This window comes from Nonomuraea sp. N2-4H (assembly GCF_045291505.1).
GTDB lineage: Bacteria > Actinomycetota > Actinomycetes > Streptosporangiales > Streptosporangiaceae > Nonomuraea > Nonomuraea fastidiosa.
In genome coordinates this window covers 3,578,306-3,602,016 of record NZ_CP147987.1, presented here as the reverse complement: position 1 = coordinate 3,602,016, position 23,711 = coordinate 3,578,306, and the positions used below count along the sequence as shown (strand labels likewise).

General features: G+C 71.0%; 23 protein-coding genes. 20 read left to right on the top strand and 3 right to left on the bottom strand.

Features of this window, described 5'->3' with window-relative positions:
* Positions 1-53: 53 nt before the first annotated feature.
* Entirely contained in the window at positions 54-773 is a 720-nt protein-coding gene (locus WBK31_RS16765; protein ID WP_364051910.1) for an SDR family oxidoreductase, read from the bottom strand.
* A 55-nt stretch (positions 774-828) separates the two neighbouring features.
* Between WBK31_RS16765 and WBK31_RS16760 the strand changes: the two genes are divergently transcribed.
* Positions 829-1,344: a MarR family transcriptional regulator gene (locus tag WBK31_RS16760; protein ID WP_364051907.1), complete on the top strand. Its 516-nt coding sequence runs from the start codon at positions 829-831 to the stop codon at positions 1,342-1,344.
* Here WBK31_RS16760 and WBK31_RS16755 read toward each other — a convergent pair.
* Positions 1,330-2,253 (bottom strand): hypothetical protein, encoded by a 924-nt coding sequence (locus tag WBK31_RS16755; protein WP_364051904.1) that lies wholly within the window; start codon positions 2,251-2,253, stop codon positions 1,330-1,332. The two genes, WBK31_RS16760 and WBK31_RS16755, sit on opposite strands and share 15 nt — an antisense overlap.
* A gap of 193 nt (positions 2,254-2,446) precedes the next feature.
* On the opposite strand from WBK31_RS16755, the gene WBK31_RS16750 reads away from it, so the two are divergent.
* The 4 genes from WBK31_RS16750 to WBK31_RS16735 all read left to right on the top strand — a co-directional run bounded on the left by WBK31_RS16750 (position 2,447) and on the right by WBK31_RS16735 (position 7,168).
* A complete protein-coding gene (locus WBK31_RS16750; protein WP_378788704.1) occupies positions 2,447-3,718 on the top strand; it encodes a sensor histidine kinase in 1,272 nt (423 codons plus the stop codon).
* 28 nt (positions 3,719-3,746) lie between these two features.
* Positions 3,747-4,433, top strand: a complete 687-nt coding sequence (locus WBK31_RS16745) for a response regulator transcription factor (RefSeq protein ID WP_364051898.1) — start codon at positions 3,747-3,749, stop codon at positions 4,431-4,433.
* A 174-nt stretch (positions 4,434-4,607) separates the two neighbouring features.
* The gene (locus tag WBK31_RS16740; protein ID WP_406675503.1) at positions 4,608-5,906 is read left to right on the top strand and encodes an MFS transporter; all 1,299 of its coding nucleotides are present in this window, start codon (positions 4,608-4,610) and stop codon (positions 5,904-5,906) included.
* A gap of 152 nt (positions 5,907-6,058) precedes the next feature.
* Positions 6,059-7,168: a right-handed parallel beta-helix repeat-containing protein gene (locus WBK31_RS16735; protein WP_364051895.1), complete on the top strand. Its 1,110-nt coding sequence runs from the start codon at positions 6,059-6,061 to the stop codon at positions 7,166-7,168.
* A 130-nt stretch (positions 7,169-7,298) separates the two neighbouring features.
* On the opposite strand, the gene WBK31_RS16730 is transcribed toward WBK31_RS16735, so the two are convergent.
* Complete coding sequence (locus WBK31_RS16730; RefSeq protein WP_406675183.1) at positions 7,299-7,718, bottom strand: AraC family transcriptional regulator; 420 nt, start codon at positions 7,716-7,718, stop codon at positions 7,299-7,301.
* Between WBK31_RS16730 and WBK31_RS16725 the strand changes: the two genes are divergently transcribed.
* The 15 genes from WBK31_RS16725 (at position 7,684) to WBK31_RS16655 (ending at position 23,676) form a co-directional block, all read left to right on the top strand.
* The gene (locus WBK31_RS16725) at positions 7,684-8,130 is read left to right on the top strand and encodes a molybdopterin cofactor-binding domain-containing protein (RefSeq protein ID WP_406675182.1); all 447 of its coding nucleotides are present in this window, start codon (positions 7,684-7,686) and stop codon (positions 8,128-8,130) included. The genes WBK31_RS16730 and WBK31_RS16725 overlap by 35 nt on opposite strands.
* Before the next feature lie 352 nt (positions 8,131-8,482).
* Entirely contained in the window at positions 8,483-9,232 is a 750-nt protein-coding gene (locus tag WBK31_RS16720) for a hypothetical protein (protein ID WP_364051889.1), read from the top strand.
* Positions 9,233-9,289: 57 nt separating this feature from the next.
* Entirely contained in the window at positions 9,290-9,853 is a 564-nt protein-coding gene (locus WBK31_RS16715) for a dihydrofolate reductase family protein (RefSeq protein WP_364051886.1), read from the top strand.
* A 518-nt stretch (positions 9,854-10,371) separates the two neighbouring features.
* A complete protein-coding gene (locus WBK31_RS16710) occupies positions 10,372-11,976 on the top strand; it encodes a hypothetical protein (RefSeq protein WP_406675181.1) in 1,605 nt (534 codons plus the stop codon).
* Between the two features lie 1,062 nt (positions 11,977-13,038).
* Positions 13,039-13,293 (top strand): response regulator transcription factor, encoded by a 255-nt coding sequence (locus WBK31_RS16705; protein ID WP_406675180.1) that lies wholly within the window; start codon positions 13,039-13,041, stop codon positions 13,291-13,293.
* A 395-nt stretch (positions 13,294-13,688) separates the two neighbouring features.
* The gene (locus WBK31_RS16700) at positions 13,689-14,480 is read left to right on the top strand and encodes an ABC transporter ATP-binding protein (RefSeq protein WP_378788713.1); all 792 of its coding nucleotides are present in this window, start codon (positions 13,689-13,691) and stop codon (positions 14,478-14,480) included.
* Between the two features lie 19 nt (positions 14,481-14,499).
* On the top strand, positions 14,500-15,489 hold the full coding sequence (locus WBK31_RS16695; RefSeq protein WP_406675179.1) for an aliphatic sulfonate ABC transporter substrate-binding protein: 990 nt from the start codon (positions 14,500-14,502) through the stop codon (positions 15,487-15,489).
* Positions 15,486-16,352: an ABC transporter permease gene (locus WBK31_RS16690; RefSeq protein WP_406675178.1), complete on the top strand. Its 867-nt coding sequence runs from the start codon at positions 15,486-15,488 to the stop codon at positions 16,350-16,352. The genes WBK31_RS16695 and WBK31_RS16690 overlap by 4 nt, the downstream gene beginning before the upstream one ends.
* A 262-nt stretch (positions 16,353-16,614) precedes the next feature.
* Positions 16,615-17,553, top strand: coding sequence for a GNAT family N-acetyltransferase (locus WBK31_RS16685; RefSeq protein ID WP_378788717.1), 939 nt, complete (start codon positions 16,615-16,617; stop codon positions 17,551-17,553).
* Entirely contained in the window at positions 17,550-18,260 is a 711-nt protein-coding gene (locus WBK31_RS16680; protein ID WP_364051865.1) for a PIG-L family deacetylase, read from the top strand. The genes WBK31_RS16685 and WBK31_RS16680 overlap by 4 nt, the downstream gene beginning before the upstream one ends.
* Positions 18,257-19,885 (top strand): ABC transporter substrate-binding protein, encoded by a 1,629-nt coding sequence (locus WBK31_RS16675; protein WP_378788719.1) that lies wholly within the window; start codon positions 18,257-18,259, stop codon positions 19,883-19,885. Before WBK31_RS16680 ends, WBK31_RS16675 begins: the two co-directional genes overlap by 4 nt.
* A complete protein-coding gene (locus WBK31_RS16670; RefSeq protein WP_364051859.1) occupies positions 19,882-20,862 on the top strand; it encodes an ABC transporter permease in 981 nt (326 codons plus the stop codon). The genes WBK31_RS16675 and WBK31_RS16670 overlap by 4 nt, the downstream gene beginning before the upstream one ends.
* Positions 20,859-21,692: an ABC transporter permease gene (locus WBK31_RS16665; protein WP_364051856.1), complete on the top strand. Its 834-nt coding sequence runs from the start codon at positions 20,859-20,861 to the stop codon at positions 21,690-21,692. Before WBK31_RS16670 ends, WBK31_RS16665 begins: the two co-directional genes overlap by 4 nt.
* On the top strand, positions 21,689-22,672 hold the full coding sequence (locus tag WBK31_RS16660) for an ABC transporter ATP-binding protein (RefSeq protein WP_364051853.1): 984 nt from the start codon (positions 21,689-21,691) through the stop codon (positions 22,670-22,672). Before WBK31_RS16665 ends, WBK31_RS16660 begins: the two co-directional genes overlap by 4 nt.
* The gene (locus WBK31_RS16655; protein WP_364051850.1) at positions 22,669-23,676 is read left to right on the top strand and encodes an ABC transporter ATP-binding protein; all 1,008 of its coding nucleotides are present in this window, start codon (positions 22,669-22,671) and stop codon (positions 23,674-23,676) included. Before WBK31_RS16660 ends, WBK31_RS16655 begins: the two co-directional genes overlap by 4 nt.
* Positions 23,677-23,711 lie beyond the last annotated feature (35 nt).

Genomic DNA, 23,711 nt, shown 5'->3' with positions numbered 1-23,711 from the left:
CCGACAACGCCTGTCATGTTTTCCGTGCCGGTGCGGGGCCTTGCCGGGTGAGGTCAGCGGGTGGTGAACGCGCCGCCGTTCACGTGGATGGTCTGGCCGGTGATGTGGCGGGCGCCGGGCGAGGCGAGGAAGAAGACGGTCTGCGCGATGTCATCGGGCGTGCCGGGCCGCTTCAGCAGCGTCTCCTCCACCAGCGCGCGGTGGCGCTCCTCGGTCATGCCGTCGCCGAAGAAGTTGGTGCCGGCGACGTAACCGGACGAGATGACGTTGCAGGTGACGTCGCGTGGGCCCAGCTCGGCGGCGAGCGAGACGTTCCAGGCGGCGAGCGCGGCCTTCGCGGCGCCGTACGAGCCGCCGCGCCGTTCAGCCCCGATCGAGCCGATGCTGACCACCGTGCCGCCGGGCGCCAGCCGATCCTGTACGGCGGCCGTGGTGAGCGCGGCGCTGACCACGTTGAGCGACAGGCTCGACTGCCACTGCAGGGCGAGCGCCTCAAGCGGCGGCGTGCCCTCGGGTGGGGTGGCGGGCAGCCCGCCGGCCGCGTTCACCAGCACGTCGAGCGGTCCGCTCAGCTCGGCGGCCAGCGCGGCGACCTGATCGGGACGGGTGGCGTCGCAGGCGGCCCCGCGCACGCCGAGCTCCTTGGCGGCGGGTTCGACGGTGGCGGCGCGGCGGCCGGTGATGACGACGTCCGCGCCGTCGGCGGCGAAACGGGCGGCGATGGCCCGGCCGATGCCGCTGGTTCCTCCGGTGACCAGTACGGTCCTGCCCATGAGTCCCTCCTGACGGCAGGTATGTTTAGGGCTAAATATAGCGAAGGGTTCCGAGATGGCCGACGCCCCCACCAGTCCCGCGGAGATCGCCGCCGCCTGGCAGCGCGAGCGCCCCGGCACGCCGACCTCGTCCATCGAGATCGTCACGCCCATCTGGCGGCTGGCGAAGCTGTTCGCCGACGACCGCGCCCGCGTGCTGCGCGCCGCCGGGATCGACGCGGCCACGCTCGATCTGCTGTCCGTGCTGCGCCGGTCCGGGCCGCCGTACCGGCTGACCACCCGCGAGCTGGCCCGCCGCACGCTCGTCACGGCAGGAGCGATCTCCCAGCGGGTGGCCAGGGCCGAGCGGGAGGGCCTCATCCACCGCGCGCCCGGCGGCACCGGGCGCAAGAGCGTCGTCGTCACGCTGACGGAGGAGGGGCACGCGCTCATCGAACGTTCGGTGGACTCGGTGCTCGGCCGCGAGGCGTCCCTGGTCGCCGGGCTGACCCCGGAGGAGCGCGCCACCCTCGTCCAGCTGCTGGACAAGCTGACCGCCGACGTGCGCAGGCGGCTGTCAGCCGAGCCCTGACCGGCGGCGCAGCCCGGCCGCCGTCGCCACCGAGGCCGCGCCGAGCAGCAGCGCCGGCACGAGGTACAGCAGCGTCGAGAGGCTGAGCAGGTCGAACGGCTCCAGCCCCAGCGCCGTACGGCCAAGCGCGACCGCGAACAGGCTCGCGTACCCGGCGATGGCCGCGCTCATCGCCACCAGCCGCGCCCGCTCGGACAGCCGGCTGAAGCCCATCAGCCAGGCCAGCCCCGGCAGCACCTGGATCGCGTGCATCGGCACCGCGTGGGCGTACTTCATCGCGCCCGCCCGCCCGTACGTGCTCATCGAGTGCGTCAGCGGCGAGGCGCCGGCGTCGAGCAGGCCGATCCCGTGCACGATCATCCACATCCCGACCACCTGCGCGGCCAGCAGCGCCAGCATGCCGCCGCGGATCGCCCACGCCATCGGCGCGGGCGCGGTGCACGCGGTGAAGGCCGCCACGGTGATCAGCAGCAGCGCGATGTCGGTGACCGCGATCGTGACGCCGCCCGCCGTGAACAGCGCCCCGTCCAGCGCCGTCATGTCGTTGAAGTGCGACGGTACGCCACGCGCGCGCTGCACGCTCACCCACACCACCTCCAGCGCGGTCGAGACGCACAGCAGCACCGACACCAGCCACCCCGACCACGCCGGCACCCGCAGGTGGCCGCCGATCCAGCCGAGCGTGAGCGTGGTCAGGCCGAACGAGAGGCCGAACGTGGCCGGCTTGCGCCACGACAGCGGCCCCTCGATCGGGCCGCCGACGACCGCCCAGATCGCGCCGTGCGCGAGGCCAGTGAGGACGAGGGCGGCGCCGACGACGTACGCCAGCCGCTGGTAGCCGCGCGCCTCATCCCAGAACGTGGCGCGCAGCGACGCACCCATGGCGCGGGGGAGCGGCATCTCGGACATGGGGGACCTCCTGGTGGCAGCGGTCGGAGAACGGTGAACCGGTGTTCCAGCGGGATCCCTCTGACCTCTGACGGTAGGCGGCGGGCCGCCGTACCGGATCCCCCGCCGCACCGAACCTCCGGCTCACCCGGCCTGGGGAGGCTCCCTCCTGAGAGGGAGGTCAAGCGCGCCGCAGCGCCTCATACTTGGGCGTATGCCGACGAAACGCGTGGCGGCCTGGATCCGGGAGCACCCGGTGGCCGCCGACGGGGCGCTCGCCGTGCTCCTCGCGGCGATCTCCCTGATCGCGCTCTTCGTCCGCGCCGCCGCCGAGCACATGCCGCGCCCGGGGCCGCTCGCCGTGATCCTGGTCCTGCTCGGCACGCTGCCGCTGGCCTGGCGGCGCCGCCACCCGCTGTGGATCAACCTCGGGGCCGGCGCGGTGGCCGCCGTTTACGGCGCCGCGCCCTTCCCAGACCTGGTCACGCCCGTGGCGCCGGGCGGCGTCGTCGCCCTCTACACCATGGTCGCCTGGTGCGGCAGGACCGTCTCCGCCGTCGTGGGCGTGCTCGCGGGGGTCGGCGTGGCGGTGGTCGCGCTGGTGCCCGCCACCGACAGCGACCTGCTGGACGTCGCCTTCGCCATGCTGCTGCTGGCCGGAGCCTGGGTGCTGGGGGACAGCGCGCGGATCAGGCGGGCGTACACGGCCGAACTGGAGGCGCGCGCCGAGCTGCTGGCCCGCGAACGCGACTTCGAAGCCCGCCGCGCGGTCGCCGCCGAACGCGCCCGCATCGCCCGCGAACTGCACGACGTCGTCACCCACCACGTCGGCATGATGGTGGTGCAGGCCGAGGCCGGGCCGGTGCTGGCCGAACGCGACCCGCAGGCCGCCGAGCGGACGTTCGACACCATCGCCGAGACCGGGCGGCAGGCCATGACCGAGATGCGCCGCCTGTTGGGCGTGCTGCGCGAGGAGAGCCCGCAGGGGGAGGGCGCGCTCGCTCCGCAACCCGGGCTGGCGCAGGTGCCCGAACTGGTCGAACAGGCGCGCCGGTCCGGAGTGCCGGCCTCGCTGGAGATGGACGGGCCCGCCGGGCGGTTGCCCCCCGGGGTGGAGCTGTCGGCGTACCGGATCGTGCAGGAGGCGCTGACGAACGTGGTCAAGCACGCGGGCGGGGCGCGGGTGCGCGTACGGGTGCGGCACGGTGAACGCGACCTTCGTATCGAGGTCTGCGATGACGGTCCTGGGAGCGGAGGGGGCGACGGCCTGGACCGGCACGATTGCGACGGCTCCGATCCGAGCGGGCAGGGTGCGGACCGGCACGGTCTCAGCGAGCGGAGTGCGGACGGTAACGGTTCGAGCGGGCACGGGCTGGTCGGGATGCGGGAGCGCGTCCAGCTCTTCGGCGGCGAGCTGACCGCCGGAGCCCGGCCCGAGGGCGGCTTCGCCGTGGTGGCCCGGCTCCCGATCGGCGGCGGACGATGACGATCAGGGCGATCGGGAGCCGGGCGCGATGACGATCAGGATCGTCGTGGCCGACGACCAGGAGCTGGTACGTGCCGGCTTCCGCGCGATCCTGGACGCCCAGCCCGGCATGGAGGTGGTCGCCGAGGCCGCCGACGGGGTGCAGGCCGTCGAGGCGGCTCGCCGGTGGCGGCCCGACGTCGTGCTCATGGACGTACGCATGCCCCGCATGGACGGCCTGGAGGCCACTCGCCGCCTGGCCGGCCACGGCGTGGCCGACCCGGTCAAGGTGCTCATGGTGACCACGTTCGACCTGGATGAGTACGTCTTCGAGGCGCTGCGCGCGGGCGCCAGCGGCTTCCTGCTCAAGGACGTGCGCCGGTCCGGCCTGGTCGAGGCCGTACGCGTGGTCGCCGCCGGGGAGGCGCTGCTGGCACCGTCGGTCACTCGGCGGCTCATCGGCGAGTTCGTCCGCGCCCGGCCGCCCGCCCGTACCGCCCGGCCCGCGCCGCCCGAGATCAGCACGCTCACCGCCAGGGAACGGGAGGTACTGGAGCTGATCGCCCGTGGCCGATCGAACGCCGAGATAGCGGCCGACCTGACGATCGGGGAGCAGACGGTGAAGACCCACGTGAGCAACGTGCTGAGCAAACTGCTGCTGCGCGACCGGGTGCACGCGGTGATCCTCGCGTACGAGACCGGCCTCATCCGCCCCTCCCGCGACTTACGCCCCTGACGCACCCGCACCAGGGTTCCGGCACGCCCGTTATCGAATTGCGACGCTGACAAATTCACATCGCGCGCGTTTGAATGGTGAGGCACCATCCCCGGCGAGGTGATCGTCAGCGGCCCTTGTCCGGAACCCCCCACCAGCACGAACGGAGCCGACGTGACGAGTGAACCCCGCTCCATGACCGGCGACGACCGCAAGGTCCTCGCCAGCACCCTGGCCGGCACCACCATCGAGTGGTACGACTTCTTCATCTACGCCCAGGCCGCCGGCCTGGTGTTCGGGCCGCTGTTCCTGGCTCCGGTCAACGAGCAGGCCCCCGGCCTGGCCACGATCATCTCACTGGCCACGATCGGCATCAGCTTCCTGTTCCGGCCGCTCGGCGCGATCGTCGCGGGCCGCTACGGCGACCGGCTCGGCCGCAAGCGCATGCTGGTCATGACGCTCCTGCTCATGGGCGGGGCCACCACGCTCATCGGCCTGCTGCCCACGTACGGGTCGATCGGGGTGGCGGCGCCGATCGCCCTCATCCTGCTGCGCATCGTGCAGGGCTTCTCCGCGGGCGGCGAGTGGGGCGGCGCGGCCCTGCTGGCGGTGGAGCACGCGCCGCGCGAGCGCCGCGGCTGGTGGGGCACGTTCCCCCAGATCGGCGTGCCGATCGGGCTCATCCTGGCGACCGGCGTCCTGTGGATCATGAGTACGGTGACCACTCCCGAGCAGTTCCAGGCGTGGGGCTGGCGGGTGCCGTTCCTGCTCTCGCTGACCCTGATCATCATCGGCTACCTCGTGCGCCGCGCCGTGGAGGAGAGCCCGGTCTTCAAGGAGCTGCAGCAGCGCACTAAGACCTCGTCGGCGCCGCTGCGTGACCTGTTCCGCGGCCACAGCAAGAACGTCCTGCTGACCGCGCTCATCTTCGTCGCCAACAACGCGGCGGGCTACCTGCTCATCGCCTACTTCATCAGCTACGGCACCACCGCGCTCGGCCTGCCCCGTCCGTCCGTGCTGCTCGCCACCGTCGCCGGCTCGGTCGCGTGGCTGATCTTCACCCTGTACGGCGGCGCGCTGTCCGACCGCATCGGCCGCGTCCGCACGTTCCAGATCGGCTACGCGCTGGTGTTCGTCTGGATGATCCCGCTGTTCCTGCTGATGGAGACCCGCCAGATCTGGCTCTTCGCCGCGGCGGTCCTCGTCCTGGCCGTCGGTCTCGGCCTGTCGTACGGCCCGATGTCGGCCATGTACGCCGAGATGTTCCCCGCATCGGTGCGCTACTCGGGGGCGGCGATCGGGTACGCGCTCGGCGCGATCCTCGGCGGCGCGTTCGCCCCCACGATCGCGGAGGCCCTGGTGCAGAGCACGGGATCGGCGCTGTCGGTGGGCGGCTACATCATGGTGCTCTGCGTGATCTCGCTGGCCGCCGTCACCGCCGTGAAGGAGCCGAAGGGCGCCGATCTGGGCCTCGCCCGGCAGCCGATCACCTGACGCCCGAGGCGGGTTCCCGCCTCGCTCCGGCCGTCGTCGCGGCGCTCGTCCCGTAACGGAAAAATCACCACTTTCGTTGTGCCTCGTCTCATTGTTCACTAAAGGCGCGCCATGATCATCATGGCGTTCCGCAGCAGATGACAGGAGACTTCATGGCACATCTGAGGCCCGCCGTACGCCGGGTACTGACGGTCGCTTCCCTGACCGCCGTCGTGGCCGCCGCCGGCGTCGCGATACTCGGTGACGCGGATCCGGCGGAGGCGGCGCGGATCACCGCGACCTGCGCGAACAACGACGGCGATGCCGCCAGGATCCAGTCGGTGATCGACGGCTCCGACGAGGGCGACGAGATCATCATCGACGGTCCCTGCTTGATCACCAGCACCGTCCTGCTGGCCGGTGACCGTACCTACCGGGGAGAGAGCCCCACGACGCTCCTCAAGCAGGCCGACAACCGCAACCTTCCTGCCGTGCTTGCCTCCAAGTCGTGGGCCGACAACGACGCCACCGCCGACGGGCGCGTCGTGTTACGCGATCTCACCATCGACGCCAACGCCGCCGGGAACGCCTCGGGCGGAGACGGAGTGCTGATCCGCGCCTGGGGCTGCGTCATCGAGAACCTGCACATCCAGAACGCCAAGGCCAACGGACTCCACATCACCAGCATCGCGCGCGATGGGACGACAGTGGCGCCCACGGGCGGCATGGTCAACGGCCGCATTCACGGCCTCTTCATCGACCAGTCCGGGCAGAACGGCATCTACGTCGAGGAGGGCGACAATGCGGTGACCGACTGGAACCTCACCGAGACCTGGATCGATGAGACCGGGGGCGACGCGATCAAGCTGGAGAACAGCGCCGGCTGGGTGATCGAGCGCAACCACGTCTACAACGTCGGCGGTGCCGGCATCAACGCGGACCGCCTCTACGCGACCAGCCTCAGCGACAACTACATCGAGGACTTCGCCACCTACGGCATCGAGGCCGCCGTCCAGGGTGACGCCGCGAGCACCATCACGGGCAACCGCGTCTTCCAGTTCAGCGGCACGGGGACCACGTACGTGGCCATCACGAGGGTCAACTACGGCACCGGGAACGTCGCCGTCACCGGCAACGTCATCCGCGGCAACGGCTCCGGCACCGGCCTGTCGTACCAGCGGGGCGGCAACCAGCTCACCGTCACCTCGACGGGCAACCTCGTCACCGAGGTGACCACCCAGCGCTCGGTCGGCTCGGGCGTCAACGTGACGGCCGGAGTCTGACCTGGACGGCCCGCGAGAGCGAGAGCCTGAGCCGCATGAGGGCGCGTTCTTGCGGGCCGCCAGGCCGAACGTCCCCCGGGCGCACCCCGGGCGCGCTACCGGGGCGAGCAGGCCGCAGGGGCCGAGCGCGCTACCGTACGGTCTTGGCCAAGGCGCCCGCGCTCATCCCGAACGACTGCCGAAAGTGCCTGTCGAGGTGGCTCTGGTGGAAGAAGCCCAGCTCGCCGGCCACCTCCGCGACGCTCCTGCCCGCCGCCGGCTCGTCGAGCCGTTCGTGCAGGAGCTCGCGCACTTCGGGCAGAGCACGGTGGCGCAGTGCGGGGCTCGCCGCGTCCGGGGCGGTGGCGTGCCGGGTGACCAGGCGGTCGAGCCTGCCGGTCAGCGGCGACCGCTGGGTCAGCGCGTCGTCGCCCTCGGCCGGGAGACCGTGCAGCGCCGCGACGCCGTCGAACAGGTCGCGGTCGCGGTAGCGCGGCTCGCGGAACCGGGGCCGGTCGGCACGCTCGCCGGGCGGCATGAGCGAGGCGTCCACGACGAGGAGCGGCCGCACTCGCTGCAGCGGATCCGGCGGGGGCGCGCCGCCGGACGACGTCCTGGTGGACGACGGCTACCTGTACGTCCGCGGCGGCCGCTCCAGGGGCGAGCGGTACGCGAGCATCCTGTGCCGCGACCGGCTCCAGCCCGTGGACGCCACCGGCGGCCACAACCCGCCACCGCCCCACGAGGCGACGATCGCGAGCCGCGCCTTCGGCGCCGACTTCGCTGAGGTGAAGGTGGACCCGGAGCTCGGGACGGTCCGCGTGACCAGGCACGTCAAGGTGATCAAGGCCGGCCGCATCCTCAACCCCCGCACCGCGCGCTCCCGGGGCATCGGCGGCGTCGCGATGGGCATCGGCCAGGCGCTGGCCGAGGCCACCGAGGCGGACCGCCGCGACGCGCGCACCTCCAACGCCGGCCTCTGAGGCTCCTGCCGATCACCCCGGACAAACTGCTGTGACCTGCCGGCGGCCGTACCTGGCGGATCTCCGGGAACCTGCCCGCCTTTTCCCGCTGACGACGACTTGAGGCGGGGTTCCGGACGAAAAACCGGAACCACGTCACCGCGTACCTGATCAAGCATTTCCCCAAATTCGGCGACGGCCGCGCTTAGCCCGCGTTTCCCCAGGAAAAGACATGATCCGCGCTCGCCGTCGGGCTAGCACGACGACATGTCCGACATGCGCGACATTCAAAGGAAATTCGTTTTCTGGGGGATTCATGGATGCATTTCATGGCCGGTGTTCCGGCCTCATCATCACGGCGGCGGCTCTTCTGATGTCCGCACCCATGGCCGCGTACGGCGACACGCAACCGCAGCAGGCCGACGCCGGTCCTCCGGCGAGTGCGGCCGTCCTGCCCGGCATCGTCACCGCCAGCCACTGGGGCATCATCGGGCGCAACACCATCGGCGGGCCGAACGCGGTCCTGCGCGAGGGCCCCTACGGGCGCACCGGCTCCACCTTCGCCGCCACCCAGCCGCCCCCGTACGGGCACGGCAGCCTCGGCATCATCGTCGGCAGCGGCGCCGAAAAGATCGCGTGGGGCAATGAGAAGATCTTCGCGGGCACGCGGCTGTCGTCCATCAAGACGCTCAAGTACTGGGTGTTCGCCGGCATGGACAGCCTCACCGGCGTCAGCCTGCCGAACATCACCATCGAGGCCGACCCCAACGTCGGCCCGGCCGACTACACCAGCCTCGTCTACCTGCCCGACACCTCCACCAGCCCGTCCGCACCCGCGACCCGCGAGGTCAACCAGTGGCAGCAGTACGACGCCTCCGCCGACGGCAGCAGGTGGTACGCGACCGGCGCCACGGGCGGAGCCATCACCTGCACCCAGGCGTCGCCGTGCTCGTTCACCGAACTCAAGGCCAAGATGCCGGACGCGGTGATCAGCCTCAGCCTCGGCATCTCCAAGGGCCGCGACAACCCGTTCATCGGCGCCGTGGACGGACTCCAGGTCAACCACACGGTCTACGACTTCGAGTTCAGGGGCGTGCGTACGAGGTTCGTGCGCGAACGATGAGTTCCGCTGCGGCCGGCGGTCATACCTCGGAACCCGAAGTGCCGAGGAGGAACCCCGATGCGCAGCGTCACCTACTCCATGGGCGTCTCGCTCGACGGCTACATCGCCGGCCCCGACGGCGGCTTCGCCTGGGCCGAGCCCGACGCTGAGATCTTCCGCTACCACATCGACGAGCTGCGGCAGGTCGGCGTCCACCTGATGGGGCGGCGGCTGTACGAGACGATGCTCTTCTGGGAGACCGCCGACCAGGAGCCGTCGCTCGACGACGACACGCGCGAATGGATCGCGCTGTGGAACCCGCTTCCGAAGGTCGTCTTCTCCACCACGCTGACCGAGGTGAAGGGCAACGCCCGCCTGGCCACCGGCGGCCTGGCCGAGGAGATCGCGCGGCTGCGCGCCGAGCCGGGGGAGGGGGAGATCGCGATCGGCGGCGCGAGCCTGGCCGCCGAGGCGGCCGCCCTGGACCTGATCGACGAGTACCGGGCCGTCGTCTATCCGGTGCTGGTGGGCGGCGGGGTGCCGTTCTTTCCGCAGGGCAAGCGGCAGGTGGACCTCGACCTGGTCGAGACGCGCACGATCTCGAAGGCCGTCGTCCACCGCTACCGCGTACGGCGCCCCTAGACGGCCCGCACGGCTGTCAACCATCCGGGTCCACCTCTGGGGGTACGTCGCGTCCGCCTCAGGGTGGAGAGGCCGCCCTGAGGTACACGCTCCGGTGGAGGCAGAGACCCAGTCCCGGATTGATGATCGACCACCTCGCCTTCCTTAACGTTTTGTCCACCCGGCCGGGCCCGGTCACTGATGCTCCTTCGCTGGTCGTCAGAGGAGGTCTTGTGCGGACAGGTAAGGCGTCGTTGGCCGCGGTGACGGTGGCCGTCGTGATGATGAGCCCGCTGCACGTCCCGCCCCAACAGGAACCCGCCGTCATGGGCCCGCCCGAGGTCAGCGACGATCGGTGGGCGGTGCGAGGCAAGAAGGTGCCGGTTCCTGCCCGCGTCCCGGACCCCGCGGCAGGCCGGGACGCGCCGCGACCCCGCTGGCCGGCCGCGGGAGACACGTCGGCGGTGCGAGCGACGGGCGCCGCCCGGGTTCGCCTCCTCGACCGGAGCACGGCCGCGAAAGCGGGTGCCGATTTGTCAGTGAGGGTCGACAGCTCCGGCCCCGCCGCCGTAACCGTGGACTACGCCCCCTTCGCCACCGCCTACGGCGGCTCGTACGGCTCCCGATTACGTCTCGTCAAGCTGCCACAGTGCGCGCTGACCACCCCCGACCTGCCCGCATGCCGCACCGCCACACCGGTGGCCGGCCGCAACGACGCCGAGTCCCGCACCCTCACCGCCGGCCTCCCCGCAGGCACCGCCGTGCTCGCCGCCGTCGCCGCACCCGCGAGTGCCGCCGGCGACTATCGGGCCACCCCGCTGGCTCCGGCCGCGACCTGGAACAGCAGCGGCAACTCCGGCGACTTCACGTGGTCGTACCCGCTGCGGGTACCGCCGGTGCCGGGCGGCCTTACCCCGCAGCTCGCGATCGGCTACTCCGCCGCCTCCGTGGACGGCAGGACCTCCGCGACCAACAACCAGCCGTCCTGGGTCGGCGAGGGCTTCGACCTGTGGCCGGGCTTCATCGAACGCAGCTACAAGCCTTGCGCCGACGATGGCGCCCCCAAGAGCAACGGCGTGGACCCCGGCGACCAGTGCTGGGCCTACGACAACGCCACCGTCATCTGGAACGGCAGGGGCGGAGAGCTGATAAAGGCTGCGGACGGCACGTGGCGCATGCGCGGCGACGACGGCACCCGCTTCGAGAAGATGACCGGCGGCACGAACGGAGATAAGGACGGGGAGTACTGGAAGGCGACCGCCACCGATGGCACCCAGTACTTCTTCGGCCTGAACCGGTTGCCCGGCTGGACCTCCGACCGCGGCGAGACCTCCTCCGCGTGGACGATGCCGGTCTTCGGTAACGACGCCGGCGAGCCCTGCCATGACACGGCCGGGTTCGCGCGGTCGTCCTGCCGCCAGGCGTGGCGGTGGAACCTCGACTACGTCGTGGACACCCAGGGCAACGCCATCGCGTACTACTACGACAAGGAACGCAACAGCTACGGTCGCAACGTCTCGCTCACCGACGACGCCGAGTACGACCGTGGCGGCCGGCTGACCCACATCGAGTACGGGCTGCGCTCCGACGACCCGTTCGCCCCGCCGCCGGCCAAGGTGGTGTTCGAGACCTCTGAGCGGTGCATCCCCACTGACGCGTTCGACTGCGCCTCCTCGAAGATCGGCAGCAATCCTGATCATTGGCCGGATGTGCCGTGGGACCAGAACTGCACGTCGCAATGCACCAAGGCCGGGCTCATCGCCCCCACCTTCTGGTCCCGTCACCGGTTCACGGGCGTCACCACCAAGGTCAGGCAGGACGACGGCACCTACCGCGATGTGGACACCTGGACCCTGCGGCACGCCTGGGGCGACGCCGACGTCGATCGGGCGCTCCTCCTGAAGGGAATCACGCACACGGGCAAGGCGTCCGGCACCGCAGTGACGCTTCCCGAGGTCACCTTCAACCATCATCGAGTCCGACCGCACCGCCCGCGGGCCCGACATGGTCACGGAGTACCGCTACCTCGGCGGCGCGGCCTGGCACTTCGACGACGACGACGGCCTGACCAAGACGAAGGAGAAGACCTGGTCACAGTGGCGCGGCTACGGCCATGTCCAGGTTCTGACCGGCGGCGACGGTGAGCCGCTCACCCTGGAGGAACGCCTGTACCTGCGAGGCATGCACGGCGACCGGCTCAACGCCTCGGGCGGTACCAAAAGCGTCAGCGTCGCCGACGGCGAGGGCGGAACCCACCCCGACCACAACGACCTGGCCGGCTTCGAGCTCAAGCACATCGTCTACACCAAGCCGGGCGGCAGCGTGCACAGCAAGACCGTCAACACGCCAGGGCGGCATAAGACCGCCTCACGTACCCGCTCCTGGGGCACGTCAGACGCGGTGCTCACCGGCGTCGCCGCGAGGCATACCTGGACCGCCATGGACGGCGGCACGTGGCGGGAGACCCACACCGACACCGAGTACGACACCGTGACGGGTCTGCCCGTCCAGGAAGACGATCAGGGCGACATCGCACGCGATGACGACGACCTGTGCACCCGCACCACGTACGCGGTCAACGCCGACGCGTGGATCCGCGTGCTGCCCTCACGCGTCGAGACGGTCGCCGTCCGCTGCTCCGCAACACCTGAGAGGCCGAAGGACATCGTCTCCGACGTGCGCACCTTCTACGACGGCGGTACCACCCCTACGAGGGGCGACGTCACCCGCGTGGAGAAGATCGCAGACCATGACGGCACGACCGCCAGGTATGTGCCCACCGCCCGCACCACCTACGACGATCACGGCCGGGTCACGGCGGTCACGGACGCTCTCGGTCACACGACGACGACCACGTACACGGAGACGGCCGGGCTGACGACCAAAGTCACCACCACCGGCCCGCCCGTCGACCCCGACGACCCGGCCAGTGCGCACGTGACGACCGAGACCCTCGACCCCGCGCACGGCCGTCCGACCGCGCAGACCGACGCGGCAGGTCGCACCACCCATCTCGCCTACGACGGGCTGGGCCGCCTGACCAAAGTATGGCTGCCCGGCCGCCCCACCACGGCCACCCCTGACACCGAGCACTCCTACCAGGTCGCTGACGGGAAGATCTCTGCCGTCACCACGAAGACCCTCACCCCCACCGGCGCTCAACGGGCCGGCCACGCCCTGTTCGACGGTCGGCCACCAAACGGCTGATGGAGGCGTTCACCGGCCCGCCGAGCAGCTCGCCGCCACCCGGGCTCGACCGGCTCACCGCTCGCGAACTCGAGGTGCTGAGCCTGGTCGGACGGGCCCTGTCCAACAAGGAGATCTCCGAACGGCTGTCTGTCAGCGAAGGCACCGTCAAGACGCACATCAACCGGATCATGGCCAAGCTCGACCTGCGCAGCCGCGCCCAGGTGGTGGCGCTGTCCTACGACGCCGGCCTGGTGAAACCGGCCGCTCGCTGAGAGCACGCGCGGGACGGAGGCTTAAGCGGACGTAGGCGTGGCCGACCACGCTTTCGGCGTTGCCGGACGGCGGCGAGCCGCCGATCGAGAGGGCCGACCACTCCAACGGGCTGATCGTCGTGATGTCCACGGGCGTACTCGTCTACACCGGCATTGACACCGGGATCGTGCAGGTCGCGGTCACGCTCGCCTCGACGACGTCCTCTCAGGAGGCGTCGATGCCGGTCTGGATCAGGCCGTCCGCAAGGCCACCGGTCGCCCGTACCGAGGGTGAACCGGCCACCCCCGCGAACGCGGACTGTTCACAAGGTGAGACGGGCTTCCCAAGGAGTGGTCACGCGTGCCAGAATCATGCACAACCTGTAGGTAATGAGAATTTTCGGAAAGGGAGGGGCATGGCGGCACGTGCCGCAGGGGTGCGGTTGCGCGGCCTCGGCCACACCTTCGGCAACGGTCACGCCGTGCTGCGGGACATCGACCTCGACCTCCCGCCCGGAGAGATCGTCGCCATCCTGGGCCCGAGCGGCTGCGGCAAGTCGACGCTGCTGCGGCTGGTGGCCGGGCTCGACACGCCATCGGCGGGCGAGGTGCTGGTGGACGGGCGCGCCGTCACGGGCATCGACGAGCGCTGCGCCGTCGTCTTCCAGGAGCCGCGCCTGCTGCCCTGGCGCGACCTCGCCGGGAACGTACGGCTCGGCCTGCCCAAGGGCACCCGCAAGGCGGAGGGCGACCGCATCGTCCGGCACTGGCTCGACGTCGTCGGCCTGGCCGGTTTCCACGGGCACCGTCCCCGCCAGGTCTCCGGCGGCATGGCGCAGCGCACCGCCCTCGCGAGAGCGCTCGCCAGGGAACCCGGTGTGCTGCTGCTCGACGAGCCGTTCGCCGCCCTGGACGCGCTGACCCGGCTGCGCATGCAGGACCTGCTGGCCGACGTGCAGCGCGGCGCCGGGACGACGGTGCTGCTCGTCACCCACGACGTGGACGAGGCGCTGCACTTGGCCGACCGGGTGGTCATGCTCGGCAGCGTCCCGCCGGAGCCCGGCGCGACCGTGGTGACCACGCTCGACGTCAAGCACCCGCGGCCGCGCGACCGCGCACACCCCGAGCTCGCCGAGCTCCGCGCCGACCTGCTGGAACGGCTCGGCGTGCCCAGGCCCGTCCCCGCCGAAGAGGCGGCGCCGTCATGAAGCCCCTGAAGGAAACACCATGATCCACCGTCGCCTCCTGCTCACCACCGCGCTGCTCGCGACCCTGGCCACCGGCTGCGTGCAGGGCGAGAGCGACACCGCGGCGCCCGCGCAGGGGCAGCTCCGGCTCGACTACGCCTACTACAACCCGCTCAGCCTGGTCATCCGCCGGCAGCGCTGGCTGGAGAACGAGCTGAAGGGCACCACGGTCACCTGGGTCCTGTCGGCCGGCAGCAACAAGGCCAACGAGAACCTGCGCGCCGAGACCATCGACGTCGGCTCCACCGCGGGCGCCGCCGCGCTGCAGGCCCGCGCCAACGGCACGCCCATCAAGACCATCGGCATCTACACCCAGCCCGAGTGGACGGCGCTCGTCGTGCCCAAGGGCTCGCCGATCAAGGACGTCAAGGAGCTCAAGGGCAAGAAGGTCGCCGCGACCAAGGGCACCGACCCGTACTTCTTCCTGCTCCAGACGCTGGAGGAGGCCGGGCTCGGCGGTTCGGACGTCGAGGTCGTCAACCTGCAGCACGCCGACGGCAGGACGGCGCTGGAACGCGGCGACGTGGACGCCTGGGCCGGCCTCGACCCGATGATGGCGCAGAGCGAGCTGGAGGCCGGCTCGAAGCTCGTCTACCGCAACCCCGGCTTCAACACCTACGGCTTCCTCAACGCCCGCGAGGGCTTCATCAAGGACCACCCCGACCTCGCGCAGAAGGTGGTCGACGCCTACGAGCGGGCGCGCGCGTGGGTCGCCGAGCACCCCGACGAGGCCGTCAAGCTGCTGGCGCAGGAGGCCAAGCTCACGCCCGAGGTCGCCTCGGTGGTGCTGAAGGAGCGGACGAAGACCGACATCAGCCCGGTGCCGGGCGCCGAGCAGCGTACGGTGCTCGAACGCATCCTGCCGACCCTCGTACGCGAGAGCCAGGTCCGCTCCGAGGACGAGGCGCGCAAGGCGCTCGACTCGCTGTTCGAGCCGGGCTTCGCCGCGAAGGCGAAGGCGGCGTCGTGACCACCCGCCCCACCGGAACGCCGAGCCTGGGCCGCACGCAGGAACGCCCCGCGACCCCGCCGCCGGACCGGGGGAGCGCACGGGCGGGAGGGCGGCGGTTCGCGCAGGTGGGGCGGGTCGCCGCCGGGCTGGTGGTGCCGCTGATCGCGCTGGCCGCCTGGCAGGCCGCCGCGGCGGCGGGCGTGTTCACCCCGGCGCAGCTCCCCGCGCCGTCGGCCGTGCTGGCGGCGGTCGGCGAGCTGATCCAGCGCGGCGAGCTGTGGCAGCACATCGCGATCAGCGGTCAGCGGGTGCTGCTCGGCTTCGCCGCGGGCGCGGTCGCCGGGCTGCTGCTGGGCGCGGCGGTCGGCCTGTACGCCCCGGTCAGGGCGCTGCTCGCGCCCAGCGTCGCCGCCCTGCGCGCGGTGCCGTCGCTGGCCTGGGTGCCGCTGCTGGTGCTCTGGCTGGGCATCGCCGAGGCCCCCAAGATCGTGCTGGTGGCGATCGGCGCGTTCTTCCCCGTCTACACCACCGTCGCCTCGGCGCTGTCCCACGTGGATCCGCACCTCGTCGAGGCCGGTCGCGCGTACGGGCTGCGCGGCGTGGGCCTGCTGACCCGCATCCAGCTTCCGTACGCGGCGCCGTCCGTGCTCGCCGGGCTGCGGCTCGGCCTCGCCCAGGGCTGGCTGTTCCTCGTCGCCGCCGAGCTGATCGCCTCCTCGATGGGGCTCGGCTTCCTGCTCATCGACAGCCAGAACACCGGCAGGACGGACATCCTGCTGCTGTCGATCCTGCTGCTCGCCCTGCTGGGCAAGGCCGCTGACGCGCTGCTCGGCCTGCTGGCGCGTACGCTGTCCGGCCCGCTCGCCCACGACAAGGACTGAACGCGGCACCACCAGGACCGGGTCCGGCGCCGCCGGGCCCGGCTTCCGGCGTGCCCGCGCCCGGTCGCCGGCATCCAGGCAGCGCGGGATCAGCGCCCGCGATACACCTCAAACAGGGTGAACTATCCATACATACCGCATACGAAAACAATTTTCCACATGACTGACTTGTTAGAAAATTTCTTCCGAAATCCGCTTGACCTGGCCCGTTGACACTGGGAAAGCTGTGGCGGGAGTGCAAAGGTGAAAGGACCGCTCCCCCATGGCCACCGTCCGCCCGTTCCAGCCCGGTGATGAGACCGCGCTGGTCGACGCCTGGAACCGCAGCATGCCCGCCGACCCGACGACGGCCGGCTGGTTCAAGGACTGCGTGCTGCTCGACCCCAACTTCGACCCCGAGGGCCTGCGTGTGGCCGTGGAGGATGACGAGGTGGTGGGCTGTGCGTACGCCGTCCGCCGCCTGATCCCATTAGCGCCGGGCACCGACCTGGAGCCGGACGTCGGCTGGATCCCGTTCTTCTTCGTCGTCCCCGAGCACCGGGGCGGCGGCCTGGGCCGGCGGCTGCTGCAGGAGGCGGTCGCGTTCCTGGAGGGCCTCGGCCGCACGAAGATCGAATTCTCCTCCTACACCCCCTTCTACGTGCTGCCGGGCGCGGACGCCGAGCTCTACCCCGCCGGATACCGGCTCCTCGGACAGCTCGGCTTCACAACCCTCTACTCGCCGGTCGCCATGGACCGCACGCTCGTCGGCTACCAGGCGCCGCCCGAGGTACGCGAGCTGCGCGAGCAGCGTGAGCGCGAGGGGTACGACTTCCGCAGCCCCACCGTGGGCGAGCTGCCCGAGCTGATCAGGTTCGCCGCCGGCGCCTTCAACCCCGACTGGGGCGAGGCCATCCGCGGGCACCGGAACCCCGAGCGCATCGTGATCGCCAAGAAGGACGGCCGCATCGCCGGCTTCGCCCTGTACGCCGCCTACCGCGGCATCCCCGAGCGCTTCGGCCCGTTCGGCGTCGACCCCGAGCTGCGCGGCACCGGCCTCGGCAAGATCCTCCTCCACCTCACCATGACCAGGATGCGCGCGGAGGGACTCCACTCCTCCTGGTTCCTCTGGACCGGCGCCACCAGCCCCGCCGGCCACCTCTACACCAAGGCCGGCTACGAGATCACCAGAAAGTTCCACGTGATGAGGCGATCCGCATGACACACGTTCTCGCCATCGGGGCCCACGCGGGCGACATGGACCTGACCGCGGGCGCGGTGCTCGCCCAGCACGTGCTGCGCGGCGACCGCGCGACGCTGCTGCACCTGACGCTCGGCGAGCGCGGCCACCCCCGCATGCCGGTCTCCGACTACGCCAAGCAGAAGCGCGAGGAGGCTGAGACGTTCGCCGAGCGGATCGGCGCGGGCGTGCGCTTCCTCGACTACGAGGACGGCCTGCTGCCCGAGGACGACGAGACCAAGATGCGCGTCGGCGACATGATCAGGGAGCTGCGCCCCGACGTGATCATCACGCACTGGAGCGCCTCGATCCACAAGGACCACGCCCGCACCCACCGCATCGTCGAGGACGCCCGCTTCTACGGCGGGCTGAAGACCCTGGAGCGCGAGCACCCGGCCTACTGGGCGAGCGAGCTCTACTACGCCGACAACTGGGAGGACGCCGAAGGCTTCGCGCCCGACACGTTCGTCGAGATCGAGGAGGAGGCGTACGAGATCTGGTCGCAGGCCATCACCGGCTACGCCTACGCCAGGGGCGAGACCTACGGCTTCCCCTACGTCGACTACTACCGCGCGCTGACGATCGTGCGCGGCGCCCCCGCCGGGTTCAAGCGGGCCCAGGCGTTCGCCGCCCCCAAGGGCTCGCGGCAGCTGCGCACCAAGTACTTCGGGAAGGGAGCCTCCGCATGAGACGACCGGTGAGCCGGATCGCGGCGATGGCGGCCACGCTGGCACTGGCACTGGCGGGCTGCTCCGGCGGCGGGGGCGGCGGTGGCGCCGCCAAGAGCGGGGACGCGCCGCCGCTGGTGGTGCACGCCGTGGACGCGGGCACCTTCCAGGAGGACTTCAACCCGTACCACCTCGAAGGCGTGAACTTCGGCACCAGCGGGATGATCCACGAGACCCTCATGTTCTTCAACAAGCTCAAGCCGGGCGAGATCACGCCCTGGCTCGCGCTGGAGCACAAGTGGTCCGACAAGGGCAAGTCGGTGACGTTCACGCTACGGCAGAACGTCAAGTGGTCCGACGGCAAGCCGTTCACCGCCGACGACGTCGCCTTCACCTTCGACATGCTGAAGAAGCACCCGCAGCTCAACAAGAGCGCGCTGGAGATCGAGGGGACCGAGGTGCTCGCGCCCGACAAGGTGCGCATCGACTTCGCCGCCACCTCCTACGCCAAGCTGTACGACATCGCCGGCAACTCGCCCATCGTGCCCAAGCACATCTGGGAGAAGGAGAAGGACCCGGCGACCTTCACCAACCCCAAGCCGGTCGGCACGGGGCCGTACACGCTGTCGAAGTTCTCCGCCCAGCTCTACGAGCTGGTCAAGAACCCGTCCTACTGGCAGCCCGGCAAGCCCGAGGTGCCGGTCGTGCGCTTCCCCGCGTACACGGCCAACGCGCTGCAGACGGCGCTGCAGCAGGGCGAGGTTGACTGGGCGGGCGCGTTCGTGCCCGACATCGACAAGATCTACGTGCAGGGCAAGCCGGAGCAGAACAAGTACTTCTTCCCGCCCGAGGGCCTGGTGACGCTGCTGCCGAACCTGACCCACCCGGTGCTGGGCAAGCCCGAGGTGCGCCAGGCCATCAGCCTCGCCATCGACCGGGAGAAGATTGTCCGGATCGCCGAGCGCGACTACACCAAGGTCGCCCACCCGAGCGGCGTGACGATGCCGGGCGGCGAGGCGTACGTGCCGGAGGAGTACCGCGACGCCGCCTACAAGGTGGACATCGAGAAGGCCAAGGAGCTGCTCAAGGGCATCGACCCGGCGCAGCTCACGTTCGAGCTGCTGGTGCCGTCGCCGTACACCGACTGGGTGAACGCCGCGCAGCTCATCCGCGAGGACCTCGCCAAGGTCGGCATCACCGTCGAGACCAGGGGAGTGGCCTTCCAGGACTGGGTCTCCAAGGTCGGCAAGGGCGACTACGACCTGTCGATCAGGGGCACCCCGGCCGGCCCGACGCCGTACTTCCAGCTCCGCAGCCTGCTCTACGGCAAGCTCGCCAAGCCCGTCGGCGAGTCCTCCACCGGCAACTACGAGCGGTGGAAGGACGAGGAGACCGACAAGCTGATCGCCGAGTACGCCGCCACCGAGGACCTGGCCGAGCAGCAGAAGGCCACCCAGGGCCTGGCCAAGATCATGATCGAGAAGCTGCCCGCGCTGCCGCTGTTCTACAGCCCGTCCTGGGCGCAGTTCCGCACCAACAAGTACGTCGGCTGGCCCTCCGAGCAGGACCCGTACGCCATGCCGTCCCCCTACACCTCGCCTGACGCGGCGATGGTGCTGCTGCGACTGAAGCCGGCGGGCACGTGAGGTTCCTGGCCAGGCGGCTCGGCTTCTACCTCCTGACGGCCTGGGCCGCCATCACGCTGAACTTCCTGATCCCCCGGCTCATGCCGGGGGATCCGGTCGAGCTGCTGGTCGCCCGCATGAAGGGCAACGTCGAGCCGGCCGCCATCGACGCGATGCGCAAGGCGTTCGGCATCAGCGACGCGAGCCTGTGGCAGCAGTACGTGGACTACCTGGTCAACCTCTCCCACGGAGAGCTGGGCCGGTCGATCACCTTCTACCCGACCGAGGTCTCCACGGTGATCGCCGACAGCCTGCCGTGGACGATCGGGCTCGTCGGCGTCGCCACGCTGATCAGCTACCTCATCGGCACCGCGCTCGGCGTCATCATGGCGTGGAAGCGCGGCACCTGGCTGGACGGCGTGCTGCCGGCCGCCACGTTCATGCACGCGGTGCCCTACTTCTGGGTGGCGCTCGCGCTGGTCTTCGTCTTCGGCGTGACCCTGCAGTGGTTCCCGGTCAGCCGCGCGTACGGGCTGGACGTGACGCCCGGCTTCAACGCCGAGTTCGTGCAGAGCGTGCTCTACCACGCCGCCCTCCCGGCGATCACCATCGTCGTCGCCTCCATGGCCGACCGCATCCTCGGCATGCGCAACGTCATGGTGACCACGCTCGGCGAGGACTACGTGGTGATGGCCGAGGCCAAGGGCCTGACCTCGCGCCGGGTCATGTGGGCCTACGCCGCCCGCAACGCCATCCTGCCCAACATCACCAGCTTCGCGCTGTCGCTCGGTTTCGTGGTGGGCGGCTCGGTGCTCACCGAGATCGTCTTCTCCTACCCGGGCATCGGCTCGATGCTGCTCAAGGGCGTGGAGAACGAGGACTTCCCGCTCATGCAGGGCATCTTCCTCGTCATCTCGCTCGCGGTGCTCGTCGCGAACTTCCTGGCCGACCTGGCGTACGTGGTGCTCGACCCCCGGACCAGGCAGGAGTCGGAATGAAGATCAAGATCGGGGCCGGGATCCTCGCCTTCTTCGCGCTGGTGGCGATCTTCGGCCCGCTGTTCATCGGCGCCGATCCCGCCGCCACCAGCGACGCCGGGCTGCAGCCCCCGTCGGCCGAGCACTGGCTCGGCACCACCCAGACCGGTCAGGACGTGCTCGTCCAGCTCGTCTACGGCGCCCGCGTCTCGCTCGGCGTCGGCGTGCTGTCGGCGGTCATCGCGACCGTGCTCGCGGTCGCGGTCGGCCTGGTCGGCGGATACATCGGCGGCGCCGTGGACGAGGTGCTGTCGGTGCTCACCAACATCTTCCTCGTGCTGCCCGCGCTGCCGCTCATCATCGTGCTGGCCGGCTACCTGCCGCAGCGCGGCGTCACCTCGGTCGCCGTGGTGATCGCGGTGACCGGCTGGGCGTGGGGCGCGCGCGTGCTGCGCGCCCAGACCCTGTCGGTACGCCGCCGCGACTTCGTCCAGGCCGCCAGGGCGAGCGGCGAGGGGCCGCTGCGGATCGTCTTCTTCGAGATCCTGCCGGTCCTGCTGCCCGTCATCGCCACCAGCTTCCTGGCCACCGTCGTCTCGGCGATCCTGGCCGAGGCCGGGCTGTCGTTCCTGGGCCTGGCCGACCTGTCCACGGTGAGCTGGGGCAGCATGCTGTACTTCGCGCAGAACGGGCAGGCGCTGCTCATCGGCGCCTGGTGGTGGTTCATCCCGCCCGGCCTGTGCATCGCGCTCATCGGCACCGGCCTGGCCCTGGTGAACTTCGGCATCGACGAGATCGCCAACCCGCGGCTGCGCACGATCAAGGTCCCCAGGAAGGCACGCGCATCATGAACGTCCTGGAAGTCCGCGACCTCAGCGTGGACTACCTGTCCGGCTCCGGAGCCGTGCACGCGGTCTCCGGCGTCTCGCTCGACCTGCGCCGCGGCGAGATCCTCGGCCTGGCCGGCGAGAGCGGCAGCGGCAAGTCCACCATGGCCAACGCGGTGGCCAGGCTGCTGCGCCCGCCCGCCACCGTCACCTCCGGCACGGTCACCTACCGCCGCCAGGACGGCACCGCCGTGGACGTGCTCTCGCTCGGCAAGAACGAGCTGCGCGCCTTCCGCTGGAAGGAGCTGGCCGTCGTCTTCCAGAGCGCCATGAACTCCCTCAACCCGGTCAGCACCGTGGGCGCCCAGATCGACGACGTGCTGCGCATCCACGCGCCGGGCATGTCCCGCGCCGAGCGCACCGAGCGGGCGGTGGAGCTGCTGCAGCGCGTCGGCATCAGCGCCGACCGCCGCCGCTCCTACCCGCACGAGCTGTCCGGCGGCATGCGCCAGCGCGCCGCCATCGCCATCGCGCTGGCGCTCAACCCCGAGATCATCATCATGGACGAGCCGACGACCGCGCTCGACGTGGTGGTGCAGCGCGACATCCTCGCCGAGATCAGGGCGCTGCGCGAGGAGTACGGCTTCGCGGTCGTCTTCATCACCCACGACCTGTCGCTGCTCATGGAGATCTCCGACAGGATCGCCATCATGTACGCGGGCCGGGTCGTGGAGACCGGGACGGCCAAGGCGCTGCACCGGGCGCCGCGCCACCCGTACACGCTGGGCCTGCTGCGCTCCTTCCCCCGTCTGCGCGGCCCGCGCGAGGAGCTGCTCGGCATCCCCGGCACCCCGCCCGACCTGCGCACCCTGCCGCCCGGCTGCGCCTTCCACCCCAGATGCGCCAAGGCGATGGAGGAGTGCTCGCAGACCCTCCCGGTGCTGCGGTCCGAGGCGGACGGCGAGGTCGCGTGCCTGCTCAACGACGGGAGGGGGCTGTCATGAACACCGCCATGAACGACGTCGTCCTCGAGGGACGCAACCTGACCAAGCACTTCACCGCCGCCCGCGGCCCGCGCGGCCGCTTCGGCAAGCGCCCGCCGGTGCGGGCGGTCGAGGACGTCTCGATCGCGCTGCGCGCCGGCACGGTGACGGCGCTGGTCGGCGAGAGCGGCTGCGGCAAGAGCACGGTCGCCCGGCTGCTCGCCCAGGTCTATCCGGCCACCTCCGGCGAGGTGCTGCTCAACGGCGAGCCGGTACGCGCGCACCGCGGCCCCGCGTTCAAGGAGTACCGGCGGCAGGTCCAGCTCATCTTCCAGGACCCGTTCGCGTCGCTGAACCCCTTCCACCGGGTCCGCTACCACCTGGCCAGGCCGCTGCGGCTGCACGGCCACGCCCGCACCGACGCCGAGGAGCGCGAGCAGGTCGCCGAGCTGCTCGAACGCGTCAGCCTCACCCCGGTCGAGCAGTTCATGGACAAGATGCCGCACGAGCTGTCCGGCGGCCAGCGGCAGCGGGTGGCGATCGCGAGGGCGCTCGCCGTCCGGCCCGTCGCGCTGATCGCCGACGAGCCGGTGTCCATGCTGGACGTGTCCATCAGGCTCGGCGTGCTGCGCCTGCTGGAGGGGCTGGCCAGGGACAACGGGCTGGCGCTGCTCTACATCACGCACGACATCGCCAGCGCCCGCTACTTCGCCGAGGACATCACGGTCATGTACGCGGGCCGGCTGATCGAGAGCGGGCCCAGCGAGGAGCTCACGCAGTCGCCGCGCCACCCGTACACGCAGCTGCTGCTGGAGTCGGCGCCGGACCCCGACCGGGTGGCGCCGCCTGCGGGCGAGCGGCACGGCGAGCCGCCCAGCCTCATCGCACCGCCGAGCGGCTGCCGGTTCCACCCGCGCTGCCCGGTGGCGCTGCCGGTGTGCTCGGCCGAGGTGCCGGGGCGCACGGAGCTGGGGGACGGGCACTGGACGCACTGCTGGCAGGCGGAGGCGGCCGTCACCCGCTGAGTCGTGCCGGCCGGCGGGCTCCCCTGACACAGGGG

Bases quoted from the DNA above. Each gene is read 5' to 3' on its own strand.
- WBK31_RS16765 (WP_364051910.1), bottom strand. From the start codon at position 773: ATGGGCAGGACCGTACTGGTCACCGGAGGAACCAGCGGCATCGGCCGG.
- WBK31_RS16760 (WP_364051907.1), top strand. From the start codon at position 829: ATGGCCGACGCCCCCACCAGTCCCGCGGAGATCGCCGCCGCCTGGCAG.
- WBK31_RS16755 (WP_364051904.1), bottom strand. From the start codon at position 2,253: ATGTCCGAGATGCCGCTCCCCCGCGCCATGGGTGCGTCGCTGCGCGCC.
- WBK31_RS16750 (WP_378788704.1), top strand. From the start codon at position 2,447: ATGCCGACGAAACGCGTGGCGGCCTGGATCCGGGAGCACCCGGTGGCC.
- WBK31_RS16745 (WP_364051898.1), top strand. From the start codon at position 3,747: ATGACGATCAGGATCGTCGTGGCCGACGACCAGGAGCTGGTACGTGCC.
- WBK31_RS16740 (WP_406675503.1), top strand. From the start codon at position 4,608: ATGACCGGCGACGACCGCAAGGTCCTCGCCAGCACCCTGGCCGGCACC.
- WBK31_RS16735 (WP_364051895.1), top strand. From the start codon at position 6,059: ATGGCACATCTGAGGCCCGCCGTACGCCGGGTACTGACGGTCGCTTCC.
- WBK31_RS16725 (WP_406675182.1), top strand. From the start codon at position 7,684: ATGAGCGAGGCGTCCACGACGAGGAGCGGCCGCACTCGCTGCAGCGGA.
- WBK31_RS16720 (WP_364051889.1), top strand. From the start codon at position 8,483: ATGTCCGCACCCATGGCCGCGTACGGCGACACGCAACCGCAGCAGGCC.
- WBK31_RS16715 (WP_364051886.1), top strand. From the start codon at position 9,290: ATGCGCAGCGTCACCTACTCCATGGGCGTCTCGCTCGACGGCTACATC.
- WBK31_RS16705 (WP_406675180.1), top strand. From the start codon at position 13,039: ATGGAGGCGTTCACCGGCCCGCCGAGCAGCTCGCCGCCACCCGGGCTC.
- WBK31_RS16700 (WP_378788713.1), top strand. From the start codon at position 13,689: ATGGCGGCACGTGCCGCAGGGGTGCGGTTGCGCGGCCTCGGCCACACC.
- WBK31_RS16695 (WP_406675179.1), top strand. From the start codon at position 14,500: ATGATCCACCGTCGCCTCCTGCTCACCACCGCGCTGCTCGCGACCCTG.
- WBK31_RS16685 (WP_378788717.1), top strand. From the start codon at position 16,615: ATGGCCACCGTCCGCCCGTTCCAGCCCGGTGATGAGACCGCGCTGGTC.
- WBK31_RS16680 (WP_364051865.1), top strand. From the start codon at position 17,550: ATGACACACGTTCTCGCCATCGGGGCCCACGCGGGCGACATGGACCTG.
- WBK31_RS16675 (WP_378788719.1), top strand. From the start codon at position 18,257: ATGAGACGACCGGTGAGCCGGATCGCGGCGATGGCGGCCACGCTGGCA.
- WBK31_RS16665 (WP_364051856.1), top strand. From the start codon at position 20,859: ATGAAGATCAAGATCGGGGCCGGGATCCTCGCCTTCTTCGCGCTGGTG.
- WBK31_RS16660 (WP_364051853.1), top strand. From the start codon at position 21,689: ATGAACGTCCTGGAAGTCCGCGACCTCAGCGTGGACTACCTGTCCGGC.
- WBK31_RS16655 (WP_364051850.1), top strand. From the start codon at position 22,669: ATGAACACCGCCATGAACGACGTCGTCCTCGAGGGACGCAACCTGACC.